At 72.6% G+C, this 19,397-nt stretch carries 15 protein-coding genes (1 of these 15 cut by a window edge); 3 read left to right on the top strand and 12 right to left on the bottom strand.

The genetic code is table 11. From position 1 onward, the window contains the following. From WMF39_RS14095 to WMF39_RS14065, 7 genes are all read right to left on the bottom strand, one after another. Nucleotides 1–542, bottom strand: partial view of a roadblock/LC7 domain-containing protein gene (locus tag WMF39_RS14095; protein ID WP_437746022.1) — the 5' portion only. 112 nt of this gene lie to the left of the window's left edge; the window shows 542 of its 654 coding nt (coding positions 1–542); its start codon is at nt 540–542; its stop codon lies beyond the left edge, outside the window. After that, nucleotides 539–1,414 (bottom strand): peptidylprolyl isomerase, encoded by an 876-nt coding sequence (locus tag WMF39_RS14090; protein WP_437746021.1) that lies wholly within the window; start codon nt 1,412–1,414, stop codon nt 539–541. Before WMF39_RS14090 ends, WMF39_RS14095 begins: the two co-directional genes overlap by 4 nt. Before the next feature lie 104 nt (nt 1,415–1,518). Then, nucleotides 1,519–1,701 carry a hypothetical protein gene (locus tag WMF39_RS14085; protein ID WP_157906650.1) on the bottom strand — a complete coding sequence of 61 codons (183 nt, stop codon included), beginning with the start codon at nt 1,699–1,701 and terminating at the stop codon, nt 1,519–1,521. 94 nt (nt 1,702–1,795) lie between these two features. Next, on the bottom strand, nt 1,796–2,638 hold the full coding sequence (locus WMF39_RS14080) for a hypothetical protein (protein ID WP_437746020.1): 843 nt from the start codon (nt 2,636–2,638) through the stop codon (nt 1,796–1,798). A gap of 9 nt (nt 2,639–2,647) precedes the next feature. Beyond that, nucleotides 2,648–3,499 (bottom strand): tRNA 2-thiocytidine(32) synthetase TtcA, encoded by an 852-nt coding sequence (ttcA, locus tag WMF39_RS14075; RefSeq protein WP_437746019.1) that lies wholly within the window; start codon nt 3,497–3,499, stop codon nt 2,648–2,650. A 3-nt stretch (nt 3,500–3,502) separates the two neighbouring features. Next, nucleotides 3,503–4,987 (bottom strand): leucyl aminopeptidase, encoded by a 1,485-nt coding sequence (locus tag WMF39_RS14070; protein ID WP_437746018.1) that lies wholly within the window; start codon nt 4,985–4,987, stop codon nt 3,503–3,505. Between the two features lie 281 nt (nt 4,988–5,268). Further along, nucleotides 5,269–6,195, bottom strand: coding sequence for a class I fructose-bisphosphate aldolase (locus WMF39_RS14065; RefSeq protein WP_437746017.1), 927 nt, complete (start codon nt 6,193–6,195; stop codon nt 5,269–5,271). Between the two features lie 309 nt (nt 6,196–6,504). Here WMF39_RS14065 and fbp point away from each other — a divergent pair, with 309 nt between their 5' ends. Beyond that, nucleotides 6,505–7,548 (top strand): class 1 fructose-bisphosphatase, encoded by a 1,044-nt coding sequence (gene fbp / locus WMF39_RS14060; protein WP_437746016.1) that lies wholly within the window; start codon nt 6,505–6,507, stop codon nt 7,546–7,548. A gap of 64 nt (nt 7,549–7,612) precedes the next feature. Here fbp and WMF39_RS14055 read toward each other — a convergent pair whose 3' ends face one another. The 3 genes from WMF39_RS14055 to nadC form a co-directional block, all read right to left on the bottom strand. Next, on the bottom strand, nt 7,613–8,266 hold the full coding sequence (locus WMF39_RS14055) for a radical SAM protein (RefSeq protein ID WP_012235209.1): 654 nt from the start codon (nt 8,264–8,266) through the stop codon (nt 7,613–7,615). Nucleotides 8,267–8,383: 117 nt separating this feature from the next. Then, entirely contained in the window at nt 8,384–9,205 is an 822-nt protein-coding gene (locus WMF39_RS14050; protein WP_437746015.1) for a biotin--[acetyl-CoA-carboxylase] ligase, read from the bottom strand. After that, the gene (gene nadC, locus WMF39_RS14045) at nt 9,202–10,053 is read right to left on the bottom strand and encodes a carboxylating nicotinate-nucleotide diphosphorylase (protein WP_437747977.1); all 852 of its coding nucleotides are present in this window, start codon (nt 10,051–10,053) and stop codon (nt 9,202–9,204) included. The genes WMF39_RS14050 and nadC overlap by 4 nt, the downstream gene beginning before the upstream one ends. Nucleotides 10,054–10,379: 326 nt before the next feature. Here nadC and WMF39_RS14040 point away from each other — a divergent pair, with 326 nt between their 5' ends. After that, a complete protein-coding gene (locus WMF39_RS14040) occupies nt 10,380–12,449 on the top strand; it encodes a protein kinase domain-containing protein (protein WP_437746014.1) in 2,070 nt (689 codons plus the stop codon). Nucleotides 12,450–12,920: 471 nt separating this feature from the next. Here the strand turns inward: WMF39_RS14040 and WMF39_RS14035 are convergent, their stop codons facing one another. Further along, nucleotides 12,921–13,436 (bottom strand): hypothetical protein, encoded by a 516-nt coding sequence (locus tag WMF39_RS14035; RefSeq protein ID WP_437746013.1) that lies wholly within the window; start codon nt 13,434–13,436, stop codon nt 12,921–12,923. Between the two features lie 183 nt (nt 13,437–13,619). Here WMF39_RS14035 and WMF39_RS14030 point away from each other — a divergent pair, with 183 nt between their 5' ends. Next, nucleotides 13,620–13,823 carry a hypothetical protein gene (locus WMF39_RS14030; RefSeq protein WP_012235204.1) on the top strand — a complete coding sequence of 68 codons (204 nt, stop codon included), beginning with the start codon at nt 13,620–13,622 and terminating at the stop codon, nt 13,821–13,823. 45 nt (nt 13,824–13,868) lie between these two features. Here the strand turns inward: WMF39_RS14030 and uvrA are convergent, their stop codons facing one another. Beyond that, nucleotides 13,869–19,211, bottom strand: a complete 5,343-nt coding sequence (uvrA, locus tag WMF39_RS14025; protein WP_437746012.1) for an excinuclease ABC subunit UvrA — start codon at nt 19,209–19,211, stop codon at nt 13,869–13,871. Nucleotides 19,212–19,397 lie beyond the last annotated feature (186 nt).

Raw genomic sequence — 19,397 nt, 5'->3', positions numbered from 1 at the left:
CCCACCATCGAGCCCATCACCTCGACGGGCTGCCAGCCACCTGCGCCGCGGAGGCGGGCGGGGCGCCCACGATCCGAGGCCTCGGTCTCGACGTCGACGCAGTACCACCGCGTGGTGCGCGACGTGCTCCAGCCGGCCTCGGCGCAGAGCCGCGCCTCGGCCTCCTGCAGCGCGCGGTGGGACGCGGCAAAGGCAGCCCGCGGGTGCAGCACCAGGACCAAGGCGTACTCCGGTTGCAGCTGGCGCACGATGTAGCTCTTGCGGTGGGCGCGCACCGTGATCTGGCGCGACACCCCCAGTCGCGAGCCTGCGACCTCGGCCAGCACGAGCTGCCAGTGGGCCGCGGTCACCTTCACATCGAAGGGGTCGAGCCCGCCGGCGTAGTCGATGGTCTCCCCCTCGAAATCCACGAGCGCGGCGGCGTGTGCGCCCGGGATCGCGCACAGGAGATCCTCGAGGATCGACGTGAAGGAGGACGGCGCCTGGTCACGTGGAAGCCGGCGTCGGGTCCGGTTGCGACCTCCGTTGCGCGAGGTGGTCATGGCTCGATCCGCACGAGCTCGAGCAACGCATCGACGGCCCCCGCGATCTTCGGCTCGCGCCGTGCCACCTCGAGGAACCTCGACTGGGCGGCGCGCGCGCGGTCCGCCACGACCTCATCGCGCACCAGGCCGCGTCGCTCCTCGACAGACACCACCTGCGCCGGGATGCGCTCGAGGAGCATGATGACATGAACGCCGAAGGCCGATGTGACCGGTTCGGTGAGATCTCCGCGCGCGACGAGGGACGCGGCCGCGCGGGAGAACGCGGTGTCAAACTGCTGCAGCTCCGGCGTGAGCACGCGGCCCGCCTCCGTCACCGGCGCGAGCGCCTGCGCCACGACCTCGAAGCCCTCGGCAGGGACGCCCTTCGCGGCGCTGATGAACGCCTCTGCAGCCGGATCGGGGGGCGGTTGCGGCGTCGCCGCGGCGCGGGGCGGCTCGGTGCGCTGAGCGACCTCGCGCGAAGACAACACGGCCGTCCGGATGGCGTCGGCGATCGCCTTCGCCCTGTCACGGGTAGCCTCGCCAGCGTCTTCCGAGAGCTTCACGACGGCGTGCACGGTGCGGTACCCCTCGGGACGATCGAGATCGAGCCAGTGGCGCTCGGTGGCGACGCGCAGCTCGTCGTCGGTCACCGGGCCGGCGTTCGCCGCCTCCTCTTTCAGGCGGTGGAGCATGCGACGGGCGAGCAGCAGGCTGATCTCGCGCCGCACGTCGGGCTCCTGTTCGAGGCCGCGAGCTCGTGCCTCGGCGGCCCAGAGCGCGTCGCGGACCGCCGCGTCCCGGGCCTGCGCAGGCGGGATCTGCTGCGCCGCCGCGATGCGCGCTACCGAGTCGACGGCGATGGCGCTCGCGCCCACGCGGGCCGCCACGTCGGGCGACAGCGGCGCCGCCCCCCTCGCGGACGTCGATAGAGCAGCCCATGCCGCGCACGCGCACAGACACGCGACGGCCGCGATCGCTCGGCGCCCAGGGCTCACGCGCTACCCCCGCGGGGACGAAGGATCTCCGTGGACGCCTTGAGCGAGAGGCCGCCGATCACGAGGAGGTAGATCGCCTTGAAATCCTGGCGATCACCGAGCGCGTGAACCCCGAAGGCAAAGGAGAACGCTGCGGCGACGAGGAGCAGAACCGCGAACACATCGACTGCGCGGGACACGCCCATGAGTGTAACGCGATTTGGTGAGGAACCGGCGGGGATGCGGGGACACCAGGGAGCGGCGGCAGCCGGGAGGCCACGGCCGCGCCGCCGCTCACCGCAGCGTCATCGCCACCGCCCCCAGAACCGCAAAGACGATCAGGACCACCAGGTGCCGAACGGCTCGGTGGGGGAGCCGCCGTCCGCCGCCCGTGTGCCGGCGACCACGAGCCACCGCGACGCCGGACGCCGCCGTGATCAGCGCGACAGCGCAGGCCACCGCGACGGCCTGGGCCAAGAGGGCGCGCTCCGGGTCCCGGATGCGCCAGGCGAGCACGAGGATCGCGAGGCTCACGAGCGCTCCGAACGCGACGATCGCCGTCGCGAGCGGAGGGAGGTGGGCTCGGGCCTGCAGGAGCGGGGCGTCTGGTTCCGGCTCCGGCTGGCGCCGCACATCCCAGCGATCGCGCCAGGAAAGCGCGAAGATGCCCCAGGCGATCGCGCCGATCGCCGCGCGGACCGGGTCGAGGCGGGATGGCTGAAGGGAAGGAGAAGCCAGCAGCCAGGTCAGCGTGACCAGCGCGAGAAAGACGGAGATGCCAAGGTGCCGGGCGACCCGGCGGTGCGTGGCGGCGAGCAGCGGCGCAGCGACGCCGCACAGGAAGGCGAGCGTGGCGGCGATGCTGGCGACCACGGGCGCGCCACGACCGAAACCCGCGGGCGCGACCGTGATCATCCAGGCGACGACCGCGGCGAGCAACGCCTGCGGGGCGCGCCCGCCGCCCGGACCCAGGTCGAAGCGCGCCGCCCCCGGCAGCGGCGCCTCCGGGTGGTCCGAGCCTGACGCCCCGTCGACCCCGCGCGTCAACGCACCGCCGCGACCGACGGAGGCCGACGCGGTGGACTCCTCTTCGCGCGGAGCGCCGATCGAGATGGCGCCGGGGGCATCCGTGCTCATGAGCGAGCGCTAGGCCAGGTTTCTCAGGAGGTTGCCCACGGGCAGCACGTCCGGCGCTGGGGCACCCACGCCCGCCTGGTCGCCTGCGCTCCCCTCTTCACGGGCGACCTCGAGCCCGAGCCGCTTCCAAAGGCCCGTGTCGAAGAGGTGGCTCGGGCGCACATTGCCGAGGGCTGCGAGCATGTTCTGCCGCGTCCCGGGGTGGCGCGCGTCGAGATCCGCGAGGAGCTGGCTCACCGCCTTGCGCTGGAGGTTGTCCTGGGACCCGCACAGGTCGCAGGGGATGATCGGGAACCGCTCCTCCGCGGCGAACGCGGCGAGCTCGGCCTCGGCGCAGTAGATCAGCGGACGGATCACGATGTTGTCGCCGTCGTCGGAGATGAGCTTCGGCGGCATCGATTTCAGCTGCCCGGCGAAGATCAGGTTCAGGAGCAGCGTCGTCACGGCGTCGTCACGGTGGTGACCGAGGGCGATCTTCGAGCAGCCGAGCTCGCGCGCGATGCGGTACAGGATGCCCCGGCGCAGGCGGGAGCAGAGGGAGCAGTACGTCTTGTTCTCGGGGATCTTCTCGGTGACGATCGAGTAGGTGTCCTCGGAGATCATCCGGAACTCGTGGCCGCCCGCCGCCATGTAGTCGGTGAGGAGGTGTCCCGGGTAGCCAGGGTGCCCCTGGTCGATGTTGACCGCGATCACGCTGAACCGGACCGGCGCGCGCCGCGCGAGGTCGACGAGCAGCGCGTGCATCGCGTAGCTGTCCTTGCCCCCCGAGACAGCACAGAGGATCCGATCGCCGTCGGCGATCATGTCGAAGTCGGTGATGGCGCGCCCCATGGCGCGCGCGAGCTTGCGGCGGAGTTGCACGGTTTAGCCGGTGAAGCCTTCGATGAGGCGGAGGAAGGTAAGCACGCCGTGGCCCGTCCCGCCCTTGGAGAAGATGCCGTACGGCTTGTTCGCCATGGATGGGCCAGCGATATCCACGTGGACCCAGGGGACATCCCCCACGAACTCGCGCAGGAACAAGGCCGCGGTGATGGCCCCTCCCCAGCGGTCGGCCGTGTGCTTGATGTCGGCCCAGTCGCTCTTGAGGCCGTCGCGGAGCTCTTCGATGAGCGGGAGCTGCCACATCGACTCGCCCGCGGCCTTCGCGGCGCTCCGCAGGCGCTCCGCGAGCTCCTCGCGGTTCGAGAAGAAGCCGGACACGGTCGGCCCGAGGGCCACGACGCACGCGCCCGTGAGGGTCGCGTTATCGACGATGAGGTCCGGCTTCAGCGCGCGCGCATAGGCGAGGCAGTCGGCGAGGACCAGGCGCCCCTCGGCGTCGGTGTTGATGATCTCCACCGTCCTGCCGTCCAGAGAGCCGAAGATGTCGCCGGGCCGGTATGCCGCGCCGTCGGGCATGTTCTCTGCCGCGCCGATGACGCCGTGCACCTCGACGTTCGGCTTGGCGGCCGCGACGGCGGCCATCAGCGCGATCACGTTCGCGGCGCCGCCCATGTCGCCCTTCATTTCTTCCATGCCCGGAGCTGGCTTGATGCAGAGCCCGCCGCTGTCGAAGGTGAGCCCCTTGCCCACGAAGACGAGCTTCCCCTTCGGCTTCCCGGGAGGAGCGTAGACCATGTGGACCAGCCGAGGCTCCCTCGCGCTCCCCTGCCCCACCGCCATGATGAGCTTCATGCCCCGCTTGGTGAGCGCGGCCTTGTCGAGCACCGTCACCTTGAGCTGGTGCTGCTTGCCCACGTCCACCGCGACACGCGCGAGCGCCTCCGGATAAACCTCGTTCGGCGGCTCGTTGACGAGGTCGCGCGCGACGCAGATCGCCTCGCCGACCTGCTGGCCGAGCGCGACGGCATCGCGCGCCGCCTTGCCCCCCTTGCCCTCGATGACCACGGTGCCGCGGGAGAGCTCGACCTTGGGCACACGATCGCCCGTGAAGTAGCGGGTGAACCGGTAGGCCCCGAGCACGAGCCCCTCCGCGGCAGCCCGCTCCGCGCGCTCGACGCCGGGAGGCACCACGACCGCGACGCTCTCGGCGCGCACGCCGTTCGCGAAGCGCGCCCCCTTCGCCGCGAGCAGCCGGCACTCGACGTCGGTGACCTTGCCCGACCCGAGCCCGAGCAACAGCACACGGCCGGGCTTCAACGCGCCGTGCGTCGCGAAATCGATGCTCTGATCCCTCTTCCCCGTGAAGTCGTCACGCTTGACCTGGTGAGTCACCGACTCGCCCAGCGCCGCCACGAGCCTCGCCAGCACGCCCTCACCCGTCGAAGCGCCTTCAGGCACGCCGATGACGACGACGTCGACGGCGATGCTCAGCGGGTCGGACGAGGCGAGGTTCACTTTGATCGGCATGCGGTCTCCTGAGCCCGGGATGTGGAGGGTCTCCAGCGCGGCATCTAAACACGAAGGGCTAACCCCGTCGACGTGGACGATGCCCGCAGGCGGTCGGCCCGAGGTGCGGGCGGGAGAGCGCTCCCGCTCCCAGGCGCGTAGTCCCGCACGGTCCCGCACGGTTCCGCGCGGCTCCACGCAGGCTTCGCGCTCGGCGGCCCGCCGTCGGAGCGCCTCGCGCGACGCTGCCCTCCGGACTGCGGGTCCGAGCCGGCCCGGCCCGGGCGCCGGATCCAGCGGCGTCAGCGCGCCGACCCGTAGATCTGGATCACGTCGGCGAGGAGCCGCAGCGCCTCGGCGCGAGGGCGCTGGAACGCGTTGCGCCCCATGATCGACCCGAAAGAGCCGCCTGCGGCCATCTCGCGCACCTCCTCCAGGACGGCGTCGGTCGCCTTGGACTCGCCGCCAGAGAAGATCACCACGCGCTTGCCGCCGAACGTCGCCTGCACGACGTGCCGGGTCCGGTCGGCGAGCGTCTGGATGGGAATGTTGTATTTCTCGTACATCTTTTTCGCCTCCTCCTGCTCGATATGAGCGGTCGGCGGCTTGACCTTGATGATGTGTGCGCCGAGCTGGGCCGCAATCGTCGCCGCATAGGCGCAGACATCGATGGCCGTCTCGCCCTGCTTCGAAAGTCCGGCGCCGCGCGGATAACTCCAGACGATGACGACCAGGCCCCTGCGCTTGGCCTCGAGGGCGATCTCGCGAAGGTCCTCGTACATCCTGTTTCTCGCGCCGGACCCCGGGTAGATCGTGTAGCCGACGCCGACGCAGCCGAGGCGGAGCGCGTCCTCGACCGAGCCGGTCACCGCCGACACGGGCTGCTCCACCTTCGCCAGCGTGTCGCTGTTGTTCAGCTTCAGGATCAGGGGCACCTGCCCCGCGAACCTGGCCGCGCCCGCCTCCAGCGATCCGAGCGGCGCCGCGTAGGCGTTGCACCCGGCGTCGATCGCGAGCTGAAAGTGGTAATCGGGGTCGTAGGCCTCGGGGTTCGGAGCGAACGATCGCACCGGACCGTGCTCGAAGCCCTGGTCCACCGGCAGGATCACCATCTTTCCGGTGCCCGCGAGCGCGCCATGGTTGAGCAGCCGGACGAGGTTCGTCAGCGTGCCTGGGTTCTCGGAGGCGTACCAGGAGAGGATCTGCTCTACACGGGTGGTGAGCGCCATGAATCACTCCGTCGAAGGTGCTGCTGCGCCAGGAAGCGCGTGGCCCGCCCGGGGCGTGAACCCACCCCGTCATGCCCGCGGCGCCGTGCCAGGGTGCTCGGGCGAGCGGGCTCGGGCCGCATCTTCAGGACTTGGACGAACGTATCGAGCCCAACGCGCGGGCGGTCCAGCGCCCCGAGGATGTTGTACGAAGCCATCGGATACGCAATTCTCGAAACTGCGCCGGTCCGCCCTCGGGGCCACAGCGGCGGACGCGAGCGCGAGCACGTGGCGGGGCGGTAACGTCCTCGCCGACAACGCGGAGGGATCATGTCGGACCAACGGGATCTGAGCTGGAAGCCGCCGGAGGCGCCGTCACGCATCGGGATCACGCTCGAGACATACATCCTCGAAGGGATGCTCGGGTTCCCCGCGGCGACAGGGGCGTTCACCTCCCTCCTGAACCAGTTCGGCCTGGTGGCGAAGCTCGTGACGTCCAAGGTCCGGCGGGCCGGCCTCGCCAACGTCCTCGGATACACGGGACAGACCAACGTCCAGGGCGAGGTCGTGCAGAAGCTCGACGAGGTCGCCAACGAGACGCTGCTCAGCGTGCTCGGAAGGCGCGGGCACTGCGCGGCCGTGGTGAGCGAGGAGCTCGGTGAAATGAGGCTCCTCTCCACGGACCCACGAGCAAAGTACATCGTCGTCGTGGACCCGCTCGACGGCTCGTCCAACATCGACGTGAACATCTCGATCGGCACGATCTTCGGTGTGCTCCGAAAGAGCGACGCCAAGATGGGCGCCGATCCCTCGGACTTCCTTCGCCCCGGCCGCGATCTGGTCGCGGCCGGCTACGTGCTCTACGGCTCATCGACGCTGCTCGTCATCACGACTGGCCTCGGCGGCGTGCACGGCTTCACCTACGACCCGACCGTGGGAGAGTTCTTTCTCTCTCACGAGAACATCCGGATCCCCGAGCGCGGCTCGACGTACTCCATCAACGAAGGCCACAGCGCGCGATGGCCGGAGGACGTGCGCCGCTGGAACGCGTGGATCAAGGAGGACAGCAAGCACGAGGGGCGGCCGTACGGCGCGCGCTACGTGGGATCGCTGGTCGCGGACGCGCACCGGACGCTGCTCAAGGGCGGCATCTTCGCGTACCCCGCCGATCGAGGCGGCCAGGGCAAGCTGCGGCTGCTCTACGAGGCGAACCCGTTCGCGTTCATCTTCGAGGCCGCGGGCGGAAAGGCGAGCACGGGGGCCGAGCGCATCCTCGACAAGGTCCCGAGGTCGCTCCACGAGCGCGTGCCGCTCGTCCTCGGCTCGCCCCGCGACGTCGAAGATTTCGAGCAGTTTGTGCGCGGCGAGCGCTGAGGCTGCGAGAGAAGGGCGCCGTCCTCACCGGCACGAGCCGCAGCGCCGGGGGGCGACCGGCGGGTCAGACCCCCTGCGCGTCTGCTCCCCAGATCACCTTGTGGAGCTGGACCTGCACGCGGACGCGGAGGCCATCGTCGAGCACCCACTGGACGAGCTCCTTCGGCGACAGCTTGCCCCACACGCACGAGGCGAGCAGCGTCACGCCGCGCGCGTCGAGGCGCCGCTCGCGGATGGTGTCCCGCATCCACGCATAGTCCGCCCGATCGGCGAGCACGAACTTGATCTCGTCGCGCGGCGTGAGGTGATCCAGGTTCGACCAGCGGTTCCGGTGGGATTCCCCCGAGCCAGGCGCCTTCAGGTCCATGATCTTGTGCACGCGCGGATCGACGCGCGAGACGTCTGCCTCGCCGCTGGTCTCGACGAGGACCGTCCGGCCCGCGTCGCAGAGCTCCGCGAGGAGCGGGAACGACCCGGGCTGAAGGAGAGGCTCGCCCCCTGTGAGCTCGACGAGCGGCGTGCCGAGGGCCAGCGCGCGCTCGAGGACCTCGCCGCGGCGGATCCGCTTGCCGCCGTAGAAGGCCTGCGACGTGTCGCACCAGGCGCAGCGCAGGTTGCACCCGGTGAGCCGGACGAAGGTGCACGGCAGCCCGGCGAACGTCGATTCGCCCTGCACGCTGGCGTAGATTTCGTGGACGACGAGGGTGTCTTCTTTCAAGGAAGCGACGCCTCCGAGGAGCCTCGGTCGGCCTCGGCGGCGCAATGCCGCCGGCGACCCGAAGTGGGGCGGGAGCTTTGGCCGCGCCGAGCGCGCAACGCAAGCGGCGCGGGGCGCTCAGCTGGAGATGACGCTGACCTCGCCCGCCGCCACCGCTCGAAGGATGCCGTCCGCGCCGCGGACCAGCAGGTGCCCCTCCGGATCGATCCCCGCCGCGACGCCGACCACGCCGCCGACCTCGACGCGGCGGCCGCGCAGCCAGTCCATCCGGGCGAGATCCTCCGCGAAGGGCGCGAGCCCTCCTGCCTCGAACCTCGCCGCTGCGTCGCCGATCGCCTGGAGCAGCTCCGCGGCGAGGCGCTCGCGCGGGACGTCGTCGATCCCGAGCATCGCGAGCGACGTGGCCCGCGCCGACAGATCCGGCGGGAAGCTCGACGCATGGACGTTGAGCCCGACGCCGACGATCACGCTGCTCACCGACTCGCCGCGCAGCTGGGCCTCGACGAGGATCCCCGCCAGCTTGCGGGCCCCGGCGAGCACGTCGTTGGGCCACTTGAGCCGCACCTCGACGGCGGAGCCGCCGCCCGACGCGCCGCGGGACGGAAGAGGCGCGAGCCGTCGCTCGATGACGGACGCGACGGCGAGCCCCATGACGAGCGCGATGGGGGCCACTCGGCTCGCCGGCAGGCTCGGGCGCAACACCACCGACAGGTAGAGGTTCTCGCCGGGCGGAGAGTGCCAGGAGCGCCCGCCGCGCCCCCGACCCTGGGTCTGCGCGTCGGCCAGGAACGCAGCCCCGTGCGGCGCGCCGGCTGCGGCCGCGCTCCGCGCGTCGTCGTTCGTCGACGCGGTCTCGGCCGCCACGGCGAGCGGCCGCCCGAACGACGCGCCCAGCCGCGAGAGCTCGCGCTCCATCGCCTCCCCGTCGAGCCGCCTCACAGCGAGAGATCCAGCGCGATGTCGGCGGCGCGCGCCGAATGCGTCAGCGCCCCGACGCTGATGACGTCGATGCCCGCGGCGACGAGCTCGGGGATGCGCTCCAGCGTGATGCCGCCGGAGACCTCGAGGAGAGGCCGGCCGCGCTGCGCCGACCGCACGCGCGCGGACGCGGCCTTGACATCGGCCAGCGTGAAGTTGTCGAGCATGATGATGTCCGCGCCGGCGGCCAGCGCCTGATCGAGCTCCTGCAGCGAGGCCACCTCGACCTCGACCTTCGTCGTGTGCGGGGCACGCGCCCGCGCGCGGGCGATGGCGGTCGTGATGCCGCCCGCCGCGACGATGTGGTTGTCCTTGATGAGCACGGCGCTCCCGAGGCTGTCGCGGTGGTTGTGCGCGCCGCCCACGCGCACCGCGTAGCGCTCCAGCCCGCGGAGACCGGGCGTCGTCTTGCGGGTGTCGGTGATGCGCACGCTCGACCCAGCCGGGATCGCCTCGGCGTAGCGGCGCGCCTCGGAGGCGACGCCACTCATCCGCTGCGCGAGGTTGAGCGCGGTGCGCTCCGCGCTGAGGAGCGAGCGCGCGCGGCCACGCACCGTCCACAGCGCCGTGCCGGCGACGACGGCGGTGCCGTCCGCGACGAGCACCTCGCCCTCCACCTGCCGATCCAGGCGCTGAAAGACGCGCAGGAACACGTCGCCCCCGCACGCGACGAGCGGCTTGCGCGCGACCGCCTTCGCGGTCGCGCGCGCGGAGGCCTCGACACAAGCCTCGGTGGTGAGATCGCCTCCCGCGAGGTCTTCCTCCAGAGAGCGATCGATCAGGGCATCGAGCAACGGCGCAGCCAGCACGGGCATCTCCTCGGCGCCGCTCCCACGCGGCGCTCCCAGGTATACTCGGTCCCGCACGCGCGCATCAGCGGTGTCGCGCCCACACGAAGCGCGACAACGCAGTGCGTCATCGCGAATCCTTGTGATGGCACGTGCACCTCGGAGCGTGCGACCTCAGCCGTATGGGCGCCCTGGACGGGACGCGGGCGGAAATGGATGGGGCTCGCTGCGCCGAAAAGCAGGGCGGTTCGCGATCATCGCGACGCTGTGTCGCACAAATGGGGCTGACGTTCGTCTACCAGCCTGTGAGACTCTCCGAGCAACTCCAGCGCCCTCAACGGAGATCGATGCGTCCGCAGGCAGGCCAGGTCATCAACAACAAGTACCGACTCGTGCGCCTCATCGGCGATGGCGGCATGGGGAGCGTCTACGAAGCCCGCCACGAGGTGCTGGGGACGACGGTCGCCCTCAAGTTTCTCCACCCCGAGCTCTCCCGCCGCTCCGGCCTGGTGCAGCGCTTCCTTCAGGAGGCGCGCGTCTCCGCGCAGATCCAGAGCGCGCACGTGGTTCGCGTCAGCGACGTCGACCAGACGGCGTCCGGCCTGGCGTTCATCGTGATGGAGTACCTGGAGGGGAAGACGCTCCAGACCCTGTACGAGGAGCTCTACCGGGCAGGCATTCGTCTCGGGTACCCCGACGCGCTCGAGTACACGATGCAGATGCTGGAGGGCGTCGAGGCCGCCCATCGCGCGGGCGTCGTCCACCGGGACCTGAAGCCGGACAACGTGATCATCACGAAGTCCGCCAAGGGAGAGCCGCTCATCAAGCTGCTCGACTTCGGCATCGCCAAGCTGAAGGTCACGGGGGAGCTCGATCGCGGGTTGACGCGCCCCGGCGTGATCATGGGCACCCCCGAGTACATGGCCCCGGAGCAGGCCTACTCCGCGGACTCCGTGGACGCGCGCGCCGACATCTTCTCGCTGGGCGTCATCATCTTCGAGATGCTGGCCGGCCGCCGGCCGGTCGGCGGCGATGAGCCCCAGCAGATCGCGGGAGCCTACCTTTCGGGCCAGATCTCGCGGCTCTCTGACCTGGCGCCGGAGCTCGCGCCCGGCCTCTGCGCCGCCGTCCACCGCGCCATGGCGGCCTCGCCGCCGGATCGCTTCGCGACCACCGCCGAGCTCCGCAGCGCCCTGGAGCCGTTCGCCCGAGCCGCCCGCGCCCCGTCGGCGCTCACCCCCGCGCCGTCCGAGGTCAGCCTGGCGCGGTCGTCCGGGGCCGCCCTGGCGGCAGCCCTCGCGGCGCCCGGGATGCTCACGCCTTCCGCGGCGGCGCCCGCGACCAACGCGATGGGGGACGGTCGCGCCAGCTCCGTTCCCAAGACGATTCCGCCGGAGGACGGCGGCGCGCAGCACGCGTCCAGCGGCCCCCCGGGCGGCCTCGGGCCCTCGACCCCCATGGGCGGCTTTTCCTCGGATTCCCGAGGTCCCTCGGCGTCAGCTCCAGGGTTCACGCCGAGGCCGGAGCCCTCCTCAGGCCCGTACTTCGCCCAAGGGGGCTATCCCCAACAAGGTGGGTATCCCCAGATCGCGCAGCCGGCGACCGTGAGCGCCGCCCCCTACGCTCTCCCCCAGGGGGTGCCCGCCACGAGCCACGAGCCGGGACCCTTCGATGTGTCGCCGCGCCCGGGAGGGACGGCGGTCGGAGGCGCGCCGTTCATGGACAGGAGCGCGGCCCCGGGCGGCGGATTCAACGGCGGCCCAGCGCCCGGGTATGGCGGCGCGTATGGCGGCGGCGCGCAGGGCTACATCCCTGGGACGGCGCCGATGGATCCGCTGCCGAGGATCTCGCAGAGCGCCTCGGCGCACGGCGCGCAGCGGCCCGCGCGAGGCGGGACGTCGCTGTTCGCCATCCTGCTGCTCGCCATGGGGATCACGGGGGCCGTCGTCGGCGGTCTGTACATTGCCAACGAGCTGAGCCGGAAGGAGCAGACCGACGTGGCGCCGGCCCTGCCGACCCTCCAGCCGGCCAACACGGTGCCTTCGGATCCCAGCCCGCCCGCGACGACGCCGCCCGCCGTGACGCCCCCGGCGGTGACGCCACCTCCTGTCGAGCCGCCCGTGGTCGCCAAGCCGCAGCCCCGGCCGACCACGACGGCGAAGCCGCCGGCGCCGACGACCACGACGGCGCCGACGACACGCCCCAGCGGGACGACGATCATCCCCCAGCTTCCCTGGGTCATCCCGTCGACGCTGCCGCCGTTCCCGTTCCCCGCGCCGCCCAGCGGACAGCCGCCGGCCAACCCACAGCCGAACACGACGAGCCCGCCGACGACGAGCCCGCCGACGACGAGCCCGACCACCACCACGCCGTCGGACAGGCCTCGACGGCGCGTGATCATCGTACCCAACAACTGACGCGCCCAGCGCCTACGGTAGGTAGGATGCGATCTCGATGAGCAACCAGAATAGCGGTCCGCCGCCGGGATGGCCTGCGCCCCCGAGCGGCATGTACGGCCCTGGCAAGACCGTGCCCGGCGAGCCTCCGCTCGCAGGGCTCAACTCGCCGCAGGGCGCCTTTCCCGTGCCGCCCGGCACCGCGCCGCACGATCCGAACGCCGCTGGCGCAGCCGTCCCGCGGACCCTCGTCGAAGGCGGGACCAACAGCGCGCCTCCCGGAACGCCCGGCCCTTACGGCGCTCCCGCTGGCCCGTACGGCGCGCCGCCACCTGGTGTACCCGGCCCGTACGGGCCCGGTGCGACAGCGAATTACGGCGGGCCACCTGGAGCAGGAGGCGCTTACGGGCAGCCGCCCCAGCCTCCCAGCCCGTACGGCGGCTCGCCGTTCGGGGCCCCAGGTGGCCCCGGGGCCGCCGGAGCGCCGGGGTTTCACGCCGGCGGCGCTCCCCAGCCGCCGGGCAGCGGTGCGCTGTACCCGGCGCCGATCCCCGCGCGGCCTCGCGCGAAGAGCTCCGGCGCGACGCTCGCGCTGATCGGGATCGGCGCGTTCGTGGTCATCGGCGGGCTGACGACCGTCTTCTTCGTGATGCGCAGCCGAGGGTCGTCCGAAGATGCTGCAGCGCTGACGCCCATCGAGGCGCCCCCGGCGCCTGCGTCGGTCGCCGGCGATCCGGCGCCTCCCCCCCCGACGGCCGCCACACCCGCGGCGACCGCGCCGGAGCCGCCCGCGCCTGCCCCGGCGGCAGCCCCGAAGCCGACGGCGCAAGCACAACCCAAGCCGACGGCGACGGCCCCTGCGCCCACCGCCACGGGGACGACCCCTGCGCCCACCGCCACGGGGACGACCCCTGCGCCCACCGCCACGGGGACGACCCCTGCGCCCACCGCCACGGGGACGACCCCTGCACCCACCGCCACGGGGACGACCCCTGCACCCACCGCCACGGGGACGACCCCTGCGCCGACCCCTTCTACGTCCTCGACGGGCCGTCGAAGGATCGTCTTACCGGGCAGCCACTGAGCTGTCCTGCGCCGCCCGCTGTGCCGCTGGCAGCGGCGCGGCGGGTCCGTGCCGAGGTTCCCCCAGCCCGCTTGACAGGGCGGTCACGGTGATCAGGTTCCGATGCCATGAGCAAATCCGGGATCGCCGCAGTGCTTTCGTTCCTTATTCCGGGCGTTGGGCAGCTCTACAACGGCGCGTTCCTGCGCTGCATTTTCTGGCTGATCGTCACCCCCGGCCTGTGGATCGGCTCGGGCGGCTGGCTCGGCTGGATCTGCCACCTGATCTCCGCCTACACCGCGTACCAGTACGCGAAGCGCGCCGGCGGCTGAGCCGCGCTCCCCGGGACAGCGCGCCGGTTCGCGCGGCGCGCCCGCTCACGTAGCCTTCGCGAAGATCCGCTTCAGCACCTCGCCCGTCGCCGTCGGCTGACGCGCCACCTCGCGCGGGGTGCCCTCCGCCACGATGCGCCCGCCGCCGGAGCCGCCCTCCGGGCCGAGCTCCACCACGTGATCCGCGCACGCGATGACCGCCGGGTGGTGCTCGATGATCACCAGCGTGTCGCCGCGCTCGACGAGGCGATCGAGCACGCGGACCAGGCGCGTCACGTCCGCCAGATGCAAGCCGGTCGTGGGCTCATCGAGCACATAGAGCGTGGGCTTCGGCCGCGCGCCGGCCGTCAGCTCCGCCGCGAGCTTGAGCCGCTGGGCTTCGCCGCCCGAGAGCGTGTGCGACCCCTGGCCGATGTGGAGGTAGCCGACGCCGAGATCGCACATCGTCGAGAGCGGGGCGCGGATCTTCGGGTGGGCCGCGAAGACCTCGACGGCCTCCTCCGCGGTGAGGTCCAGGAGCTCGCCGACGGACAGACCGAGGTAGCGCACGTCGAGCGTCGCCGGCTCGAAGCGCGCGCCGCCGCACGCCTCGCACGGCGTGGTCACGTCCGGCAAGAACGACATCTCGTGCGCGATGACGCCCTGCCCCTCGCACGCGGGGCACCGCCCGCCGGAGGCCGTGTTGAAGGAGAACCGCGCAGGGCCGTAGCCGCGCACCTGCGCGTCGGGGCAGGCAGCGTAGAGCTTGCGGACCTCGTCCCAGACGCCCAGGAACGTCGCGGGGATCGAGCGCGGCGTCCGCCCGATGGGCGACTGATCGACGGCCACCGCCCGCAGGATGCTCTTCGGAAACCGGAGCGCCTTGTGCGGGCCCGGCTCGGGCGCCTCCAGCTTCAGCGCACGGCGCGCGGCGGGGTAGAGCACCTTCTGGATCAGCGTGCTCTTCCCCGAGCCGGACACGCCGGCGACCACCGTCATCCGGCCCGCGGGGATCCGGAGCGTGTCCCCCTGGAGGTTGTGCGCGCGGGCGCCGAGGAGCTCGATGTGCTCGCGCACAGGAGGGCGCGCCGGGCGAGCGCTGAGCAGCGCATCCTCGCCGGCGAGCGCCCGGGCGGTCGGCGAGTCGGGGTTCGCGAGCACCGCGCGCGACGGCCCCGCCGCGACGATCCGGCCGCCTTTGCGCCCGCCCGAGGGGCCGAGGTCGATCAGGTGATCCGCCGCGCGGATCGTGTCGGCGTCGTGCTCCACCATCAGCACGGTGCTCCCCATCCCGGCGAGCCTCCGGAGGTTGCCGAGCAGCCGGTCGGTGTCGCGCGGGTGAAGGCCGATGGTCGGCTCGTCGAGGACGTACAGCGCCCCGGTGAGGCCGCTGCCGAGCTGCGCCGCGAGCCGCAGGCGCTGCATCTCGCCGCCCGAGAGGGTGGCCGCGCGCCGATCGAGCGTGAGGTACCCGAGGCCCACCTCGCAGACGAAGTCGAGCCGGCGGCAGAGCTCCTTGTGCGGCGCCTGGGCGATCAGCGCGCGGTCGCCCGTGAACTGTAGCCCCCTCGCCCACGCGGCCGCGGCCGCGACCGACCGGCCCGACGCCTGGTGGTAACGCTCTCCCGCGAGCCGGACCGCCCGCGGGATCGGCGCGAGGCGCGAGCCGCCGCAGGCCTCGCACGGGTCGGGCGTCGCGAGCGCGTCGTCGTCGAAGTCCGAGGCGCCCGTCCCCTCGCATGACTCACACCGGCCCTGCTTCGTGTTGAAAGAGAACCAGCGGGGATCGAGCTCCGGGACGCCGACGCCGCAGCGCGGGCAGGTGCGCGTCGTGGAGAGCAGCTGCTCACCGCCGCGGCCGCCGACGAGCTTGACCGCCCCCCGCCCGAACGCGAGGGCGCGGTCGAAGAGGGCGCGATCCAGCCCGTCCATGCGCCCCTCGTACATCACAAGATCGATCGAGTGCTCGCGGCGCTTGTCGAGGCGGGGAGGGCTGTCGGTCGCGCACGGCTCGCCGTCGGCGAGCGCGCGGGTGATGCCGGCCCGGGCGGCGGCGGTGAAGACGTCGAGGTACGTCCCCTTGCGCGCCACGACGGCGGGGGCGAGGAGCGTCCGCGCGCCGCGCGTCGAGACGAGCGAGCGGTACACCTCGTCCGGCGAGCGCGCCTCGATCGGCACGTCGCAGTCCGGGCAGCGCGCCTCGCCGACCTTGGCGTAGAGCAGCCGCAGGTAGTGCGCGATCTCGGTCACGGTCGCGACGGTCGAGTTGGCGCCGGAGCGCGTGGTGCGCTGCTCGAGCGCGATCGAGGGGGGGACGCCGGTGACGCGATCGACGTCCGGCCGCGGCAGCGTGGGGAGGAACTGGCGCGCGTAGGGGGTCAGCGTCTCGAGGAAGCGCCGCTGGCCCTCGGCGAAGACCACATCGAACGCGAGCGTGCTCTTGCCAGAGCCGCTCGGGCCGGTGATGACGACGATCTCGCCGTGCGGGATCACGGTCGAGACCTCGGCGAGGTTGTGCTCGCGGGCGCCCTCGACCTCGATCCGCCCGCGGTCGAGCGACGCGCGCGCGCCGCCGCCGCGCTTGCCGGGCTTCAGGGCGGCAGGCGCCGCTGCCGCACCGCGCCGCGGGCGCCGAGCGCCGCCGTCGCCCCGCTGCGCGAACCACTCGGCCAGCGAGACGCCGGTCCGCGTCGCCGTCCGGGCCACCTCCTCGGGCGTCCCCTCCGCGACGACGCTCCCGCCCTCGCTGCCCGCGCCCGGGCCGAGATCGACGACCCAATCCGCCGCGGCGATGACGTCGAGGTCGTGATCGACGACGATCACGGAGGCGCCCTCGGCCACGAGCACGGAGAGCGCGGCGTTGAGGTGCGTCACCTCCGCGGGGTGCAGGCCGGCGCTCGGCTCGTCGAGGAGGAAGATCGCGCCCGCGCAGGGCTCGCCGAGCGCGCGCGCGATCTTCAGCCGCTGCGCCTCACCGCCGGAGAGCGTCGAGAGCGGCTGCCCCAGCGTGAGGTAGCCGAGGCCGAGCTGCTTGAGCGGCGCGAGCGCCCGCCGGATCGCGGGCTGCCCCACGAAGACCTCGAACGCCTCGTCGATCGAGAGGTCGAGCACGTCGGCGACCGAGCGGCCGTCGAGCTTCACCTCGAGCACCTCGTCGCGGAACCGCTTGCCCTTGCAGGTCGGGCAGGTCAGCGACACGTCGGCGAGGAACTGCATCTCGATCGTCTCGCTCCCCTCGCCCGCGCACGCCTCGCAGCGCCCGAGCGCGACGTTGAACGAGAAGTGGCCGGGCCCGAGATCCCGCGCCGACGCCTCCGGCTGCTCGGCGAAGAGCGCGCGGATGCGGTTCCATGCGCCGGTGTAGGTCGCGGGGTTGCCCCGCGAGGTGCGCCCCAGCGGCGCCTGGTCGACGAGCGTGACGGTGCGGATGTCGGCCGTGCCCTCGATGCGCCTGTACAGGCCGGGCGCCTCGACGTCCTTGTAGCCGCGCGCCCTCGCGATGTGCCGGTAGAGCACGTCGTTCACCAGCGTGCTCTTGCCCGAGCCGCTCGGCCCCGTGATCGCCACGACGACGCCGAGCGGCACGTCGACCGTGACGTCGCGGAGGTTGTTCTCGCGCGCGCCGTGGATCGCGATCTTCCCGCTCGGCGCCCGGCGCTCCGCGCGCGCCGACGCGAGCGGGCCGCGCGCGGCGAGCCCGTCGGGCGGGCCGTCGAAGGTGACGCGCCCGCCCTGCTTGCCCGCGCCGGGGCCCAGCTCGACGACGCGATCGCTCGCCCGGATGACGAGGGGCTCGTGCTCGATGACGAGCACGGCGTTGCCGCGATCGGCGAGCTCGCGCATGGCCGCGATGAGCGGCGGGATGTCCGTCGGGTGCAGGCCGACCGTCGGCTCGTCGAGCACGAAGAGCGCGCCCGTCAGCGACGTGCCGAGCGCCGCGGTGAGCGCGACGCGCTGCGCCTCGCCGCCCGAGAGCGTGCGCGCCTGGCGGGCGAGCGAGAGGTAGCCCAGCCCGACCCGCTCGAGGTACCCGAGCCGCGCGATGAGCTCGCGGCGGGCCATCTCCCCCTGGCCTGTCTGGGGGCGCTCGGCCTCGAGGCGCGCGCGGGCGTCGCGGAGCTCGAGCTCGTGCCACGCGGCGAGATCCAGGCCGCCGACGCGGTAGAGGAGCGACTCGGGGGCGAGCCGCTTGCCGTTGCACGCGCCGCACACGTCGTAGGTGCGGTAACGCGCGAGCAGCACGCGGACGTGCATCTTGTAGGTGCGCGTCTCGAGCCAGCGGAACCAGGCCTTCACGCCGGGGTACTTCCCCTGGGTCCACGAGCCCTCCCCCTCGAGCACGAGCGCGCGCTGCGCGTCGGAGAGGTCGCGCCACGGCTTGTCGGTGCGGATGCCTTTCCGCTCACAGAACGCGCGGAGCAGCTTCCGCTCCCACGTCGTCGAGCGGCCGTTCCAGGGCCGGATCGCGCCGCCTGCGATCGACTTCGAGGGGTCCGGGATCACCTTGTCGTAGTCGATGCCGAGGGTGCGGCCGAAGCCGCGGCACGAGGGGCACGCGCCGGTGGGGGACTGGTACGAGAACAGCCCGGGGCGCGGCGGATCGAAGGCGCGCGCGCACGAGGGGCAGGCGAGCCCGCGCACGAGCCGGAGCCGCGTGGGCCCCGCCCCCTGGCCGCCCTGCTCATCGGCCTTGCGCTGCAGGTGGAGCGAGGCGTCGCCCCCGCTGCCCTTCCACGCCTCCTCGATGGCGGCGCCGAGGCGCCGGCGCTCCCGGGGGGCGACCCGGACGCGATCGACGATGACCTCGACCTTGTCCGCGCCGCTCATCGCCTCGGACGGCGCCACGGTGTCGATGTCGCGCGCCTCGCCGCGGACGAGGAGGCGCCGGTAGCCGGCGGCGAGCAGCGACTCGCGCACGTCGAGGAACCGCTCGGTTCCAGCGACCGCGATCGGGTACGTGACGAGCGCGGTCGCCCCCTCGTGCGCGCTCGCGGCGAGGTCGGCCGCGCGCGCCGGGTCGGTCCGCGCGGCCGGCTCCTCGCAGGACGGGCAGACAGGCACCGCCTCGCGCGCGAAGAGCGCGCAGAAATACGGCTCGAGGTCGGCCATCGTGGCGACGGTCGACCGCGAGCTCTTGACCGGCGCGCGTCGATCGACGGCGACGCCGGCCGCCACCGGCTCGAGCGCGTCGATCGGCGGCCGCTCGAGCCGCTCGAGGAACTGGCGAGCGTACGGGCTGAAGCTCTCGACGAACCGGCGCTGTCCCTCCGAATAGAGCGTGTCGAGCGCGAGCGACGATTTGCCAGCGCCCGAGACGCCGGCGATGGCCACGAGCTCGCCGGGCCGGAAATCGAGGTCGATGCCCTGGAGGTTGTGCGTGCGGGCGCCGCGGAGACAGATCGAGTGCATAGGACGCGCGGTAGGGTGAACCCGCGGGACGCCGTCCGGAGTGGACACGGCCGCGTGAAAACCGCGAGTGTTTAGCCCCCTTTCAGCCCATCGTCGCGAACGATCGTACGTGGGCGGCGTGCCGACCCAGCGTGCTGCGGCATTGCGTTCCGCGTCGTCGAATTATCACGGTCCGTGACGTGGGGT

This window comes from Sorangium sp. So ce1504, assembly GCF_051521635.1.
GTDB lineage: Bacteria > Myxococcota_A > Polyangia > Polyangiales > Polyangiaceae > Sorangium > Sorangium cellulosum_B.
Note: the sequence above shows the minus strand (reverse complement) of the source record. Positions and strands in the feature narration are given on the sequence as shown.

What these genes read in the sequence shown, in the direction of transcription:
- WMF39_RS14040 (WP_437746014.1), top strand. Translation starts at nt 10,380, where the DNA reads ATGCGTCCGCAGGCAGGCCAGGTCATCAACAACAAGTACCGACTCGTG.
- WMF39_RS14070 (WP_437746018.1), bottom strand. Translation starts at nt 4,987, where the DNA reads ATGCCGATCAAAGTGAACCTCGCCTCGTCCGACCCGCTGAGCATCGCC.
- WMF39_RS14030 (WP_012235204.1), top strand. Translation starts at nt 13,620, where the DNA reads ATGAGCAAATCCGGGATCGCCGCAGTGCTTTCGTTCCTTATTCCGGGC.
- WMF39_RS14080 (WP_437746020.1), bottom strand. Translation starts at nt 2,638, where the DNA reads ATGAGCACGGATGCCCCCGGCGCCATCTCGATCGGCGCTCCGCGCGAA.
- WMF39_RS14065 (WP_437746017.1), bottom strand. Translation starts at nt 6,195, where the DNA reads ATGGCGCTCACCACCCGTGTAGAGCAGATCCTCTCCTGGTACGCCTCC.
- fbp (WP_437746016.1), top strand. Translation starts at nt 6,505, where the DNA reads ATGTCGGACCAACGGGATCTGAGCTGGAAGCCGCCGGAGGCGCCGTCA.
- uvrA (WP_437746012.1), bottom strand. Translation starts at nt 19,211, where the DNA reads ATGCACTCGATCTGTCTCCGCGGCGCCCGCACGCACAACCTCCAGGGC.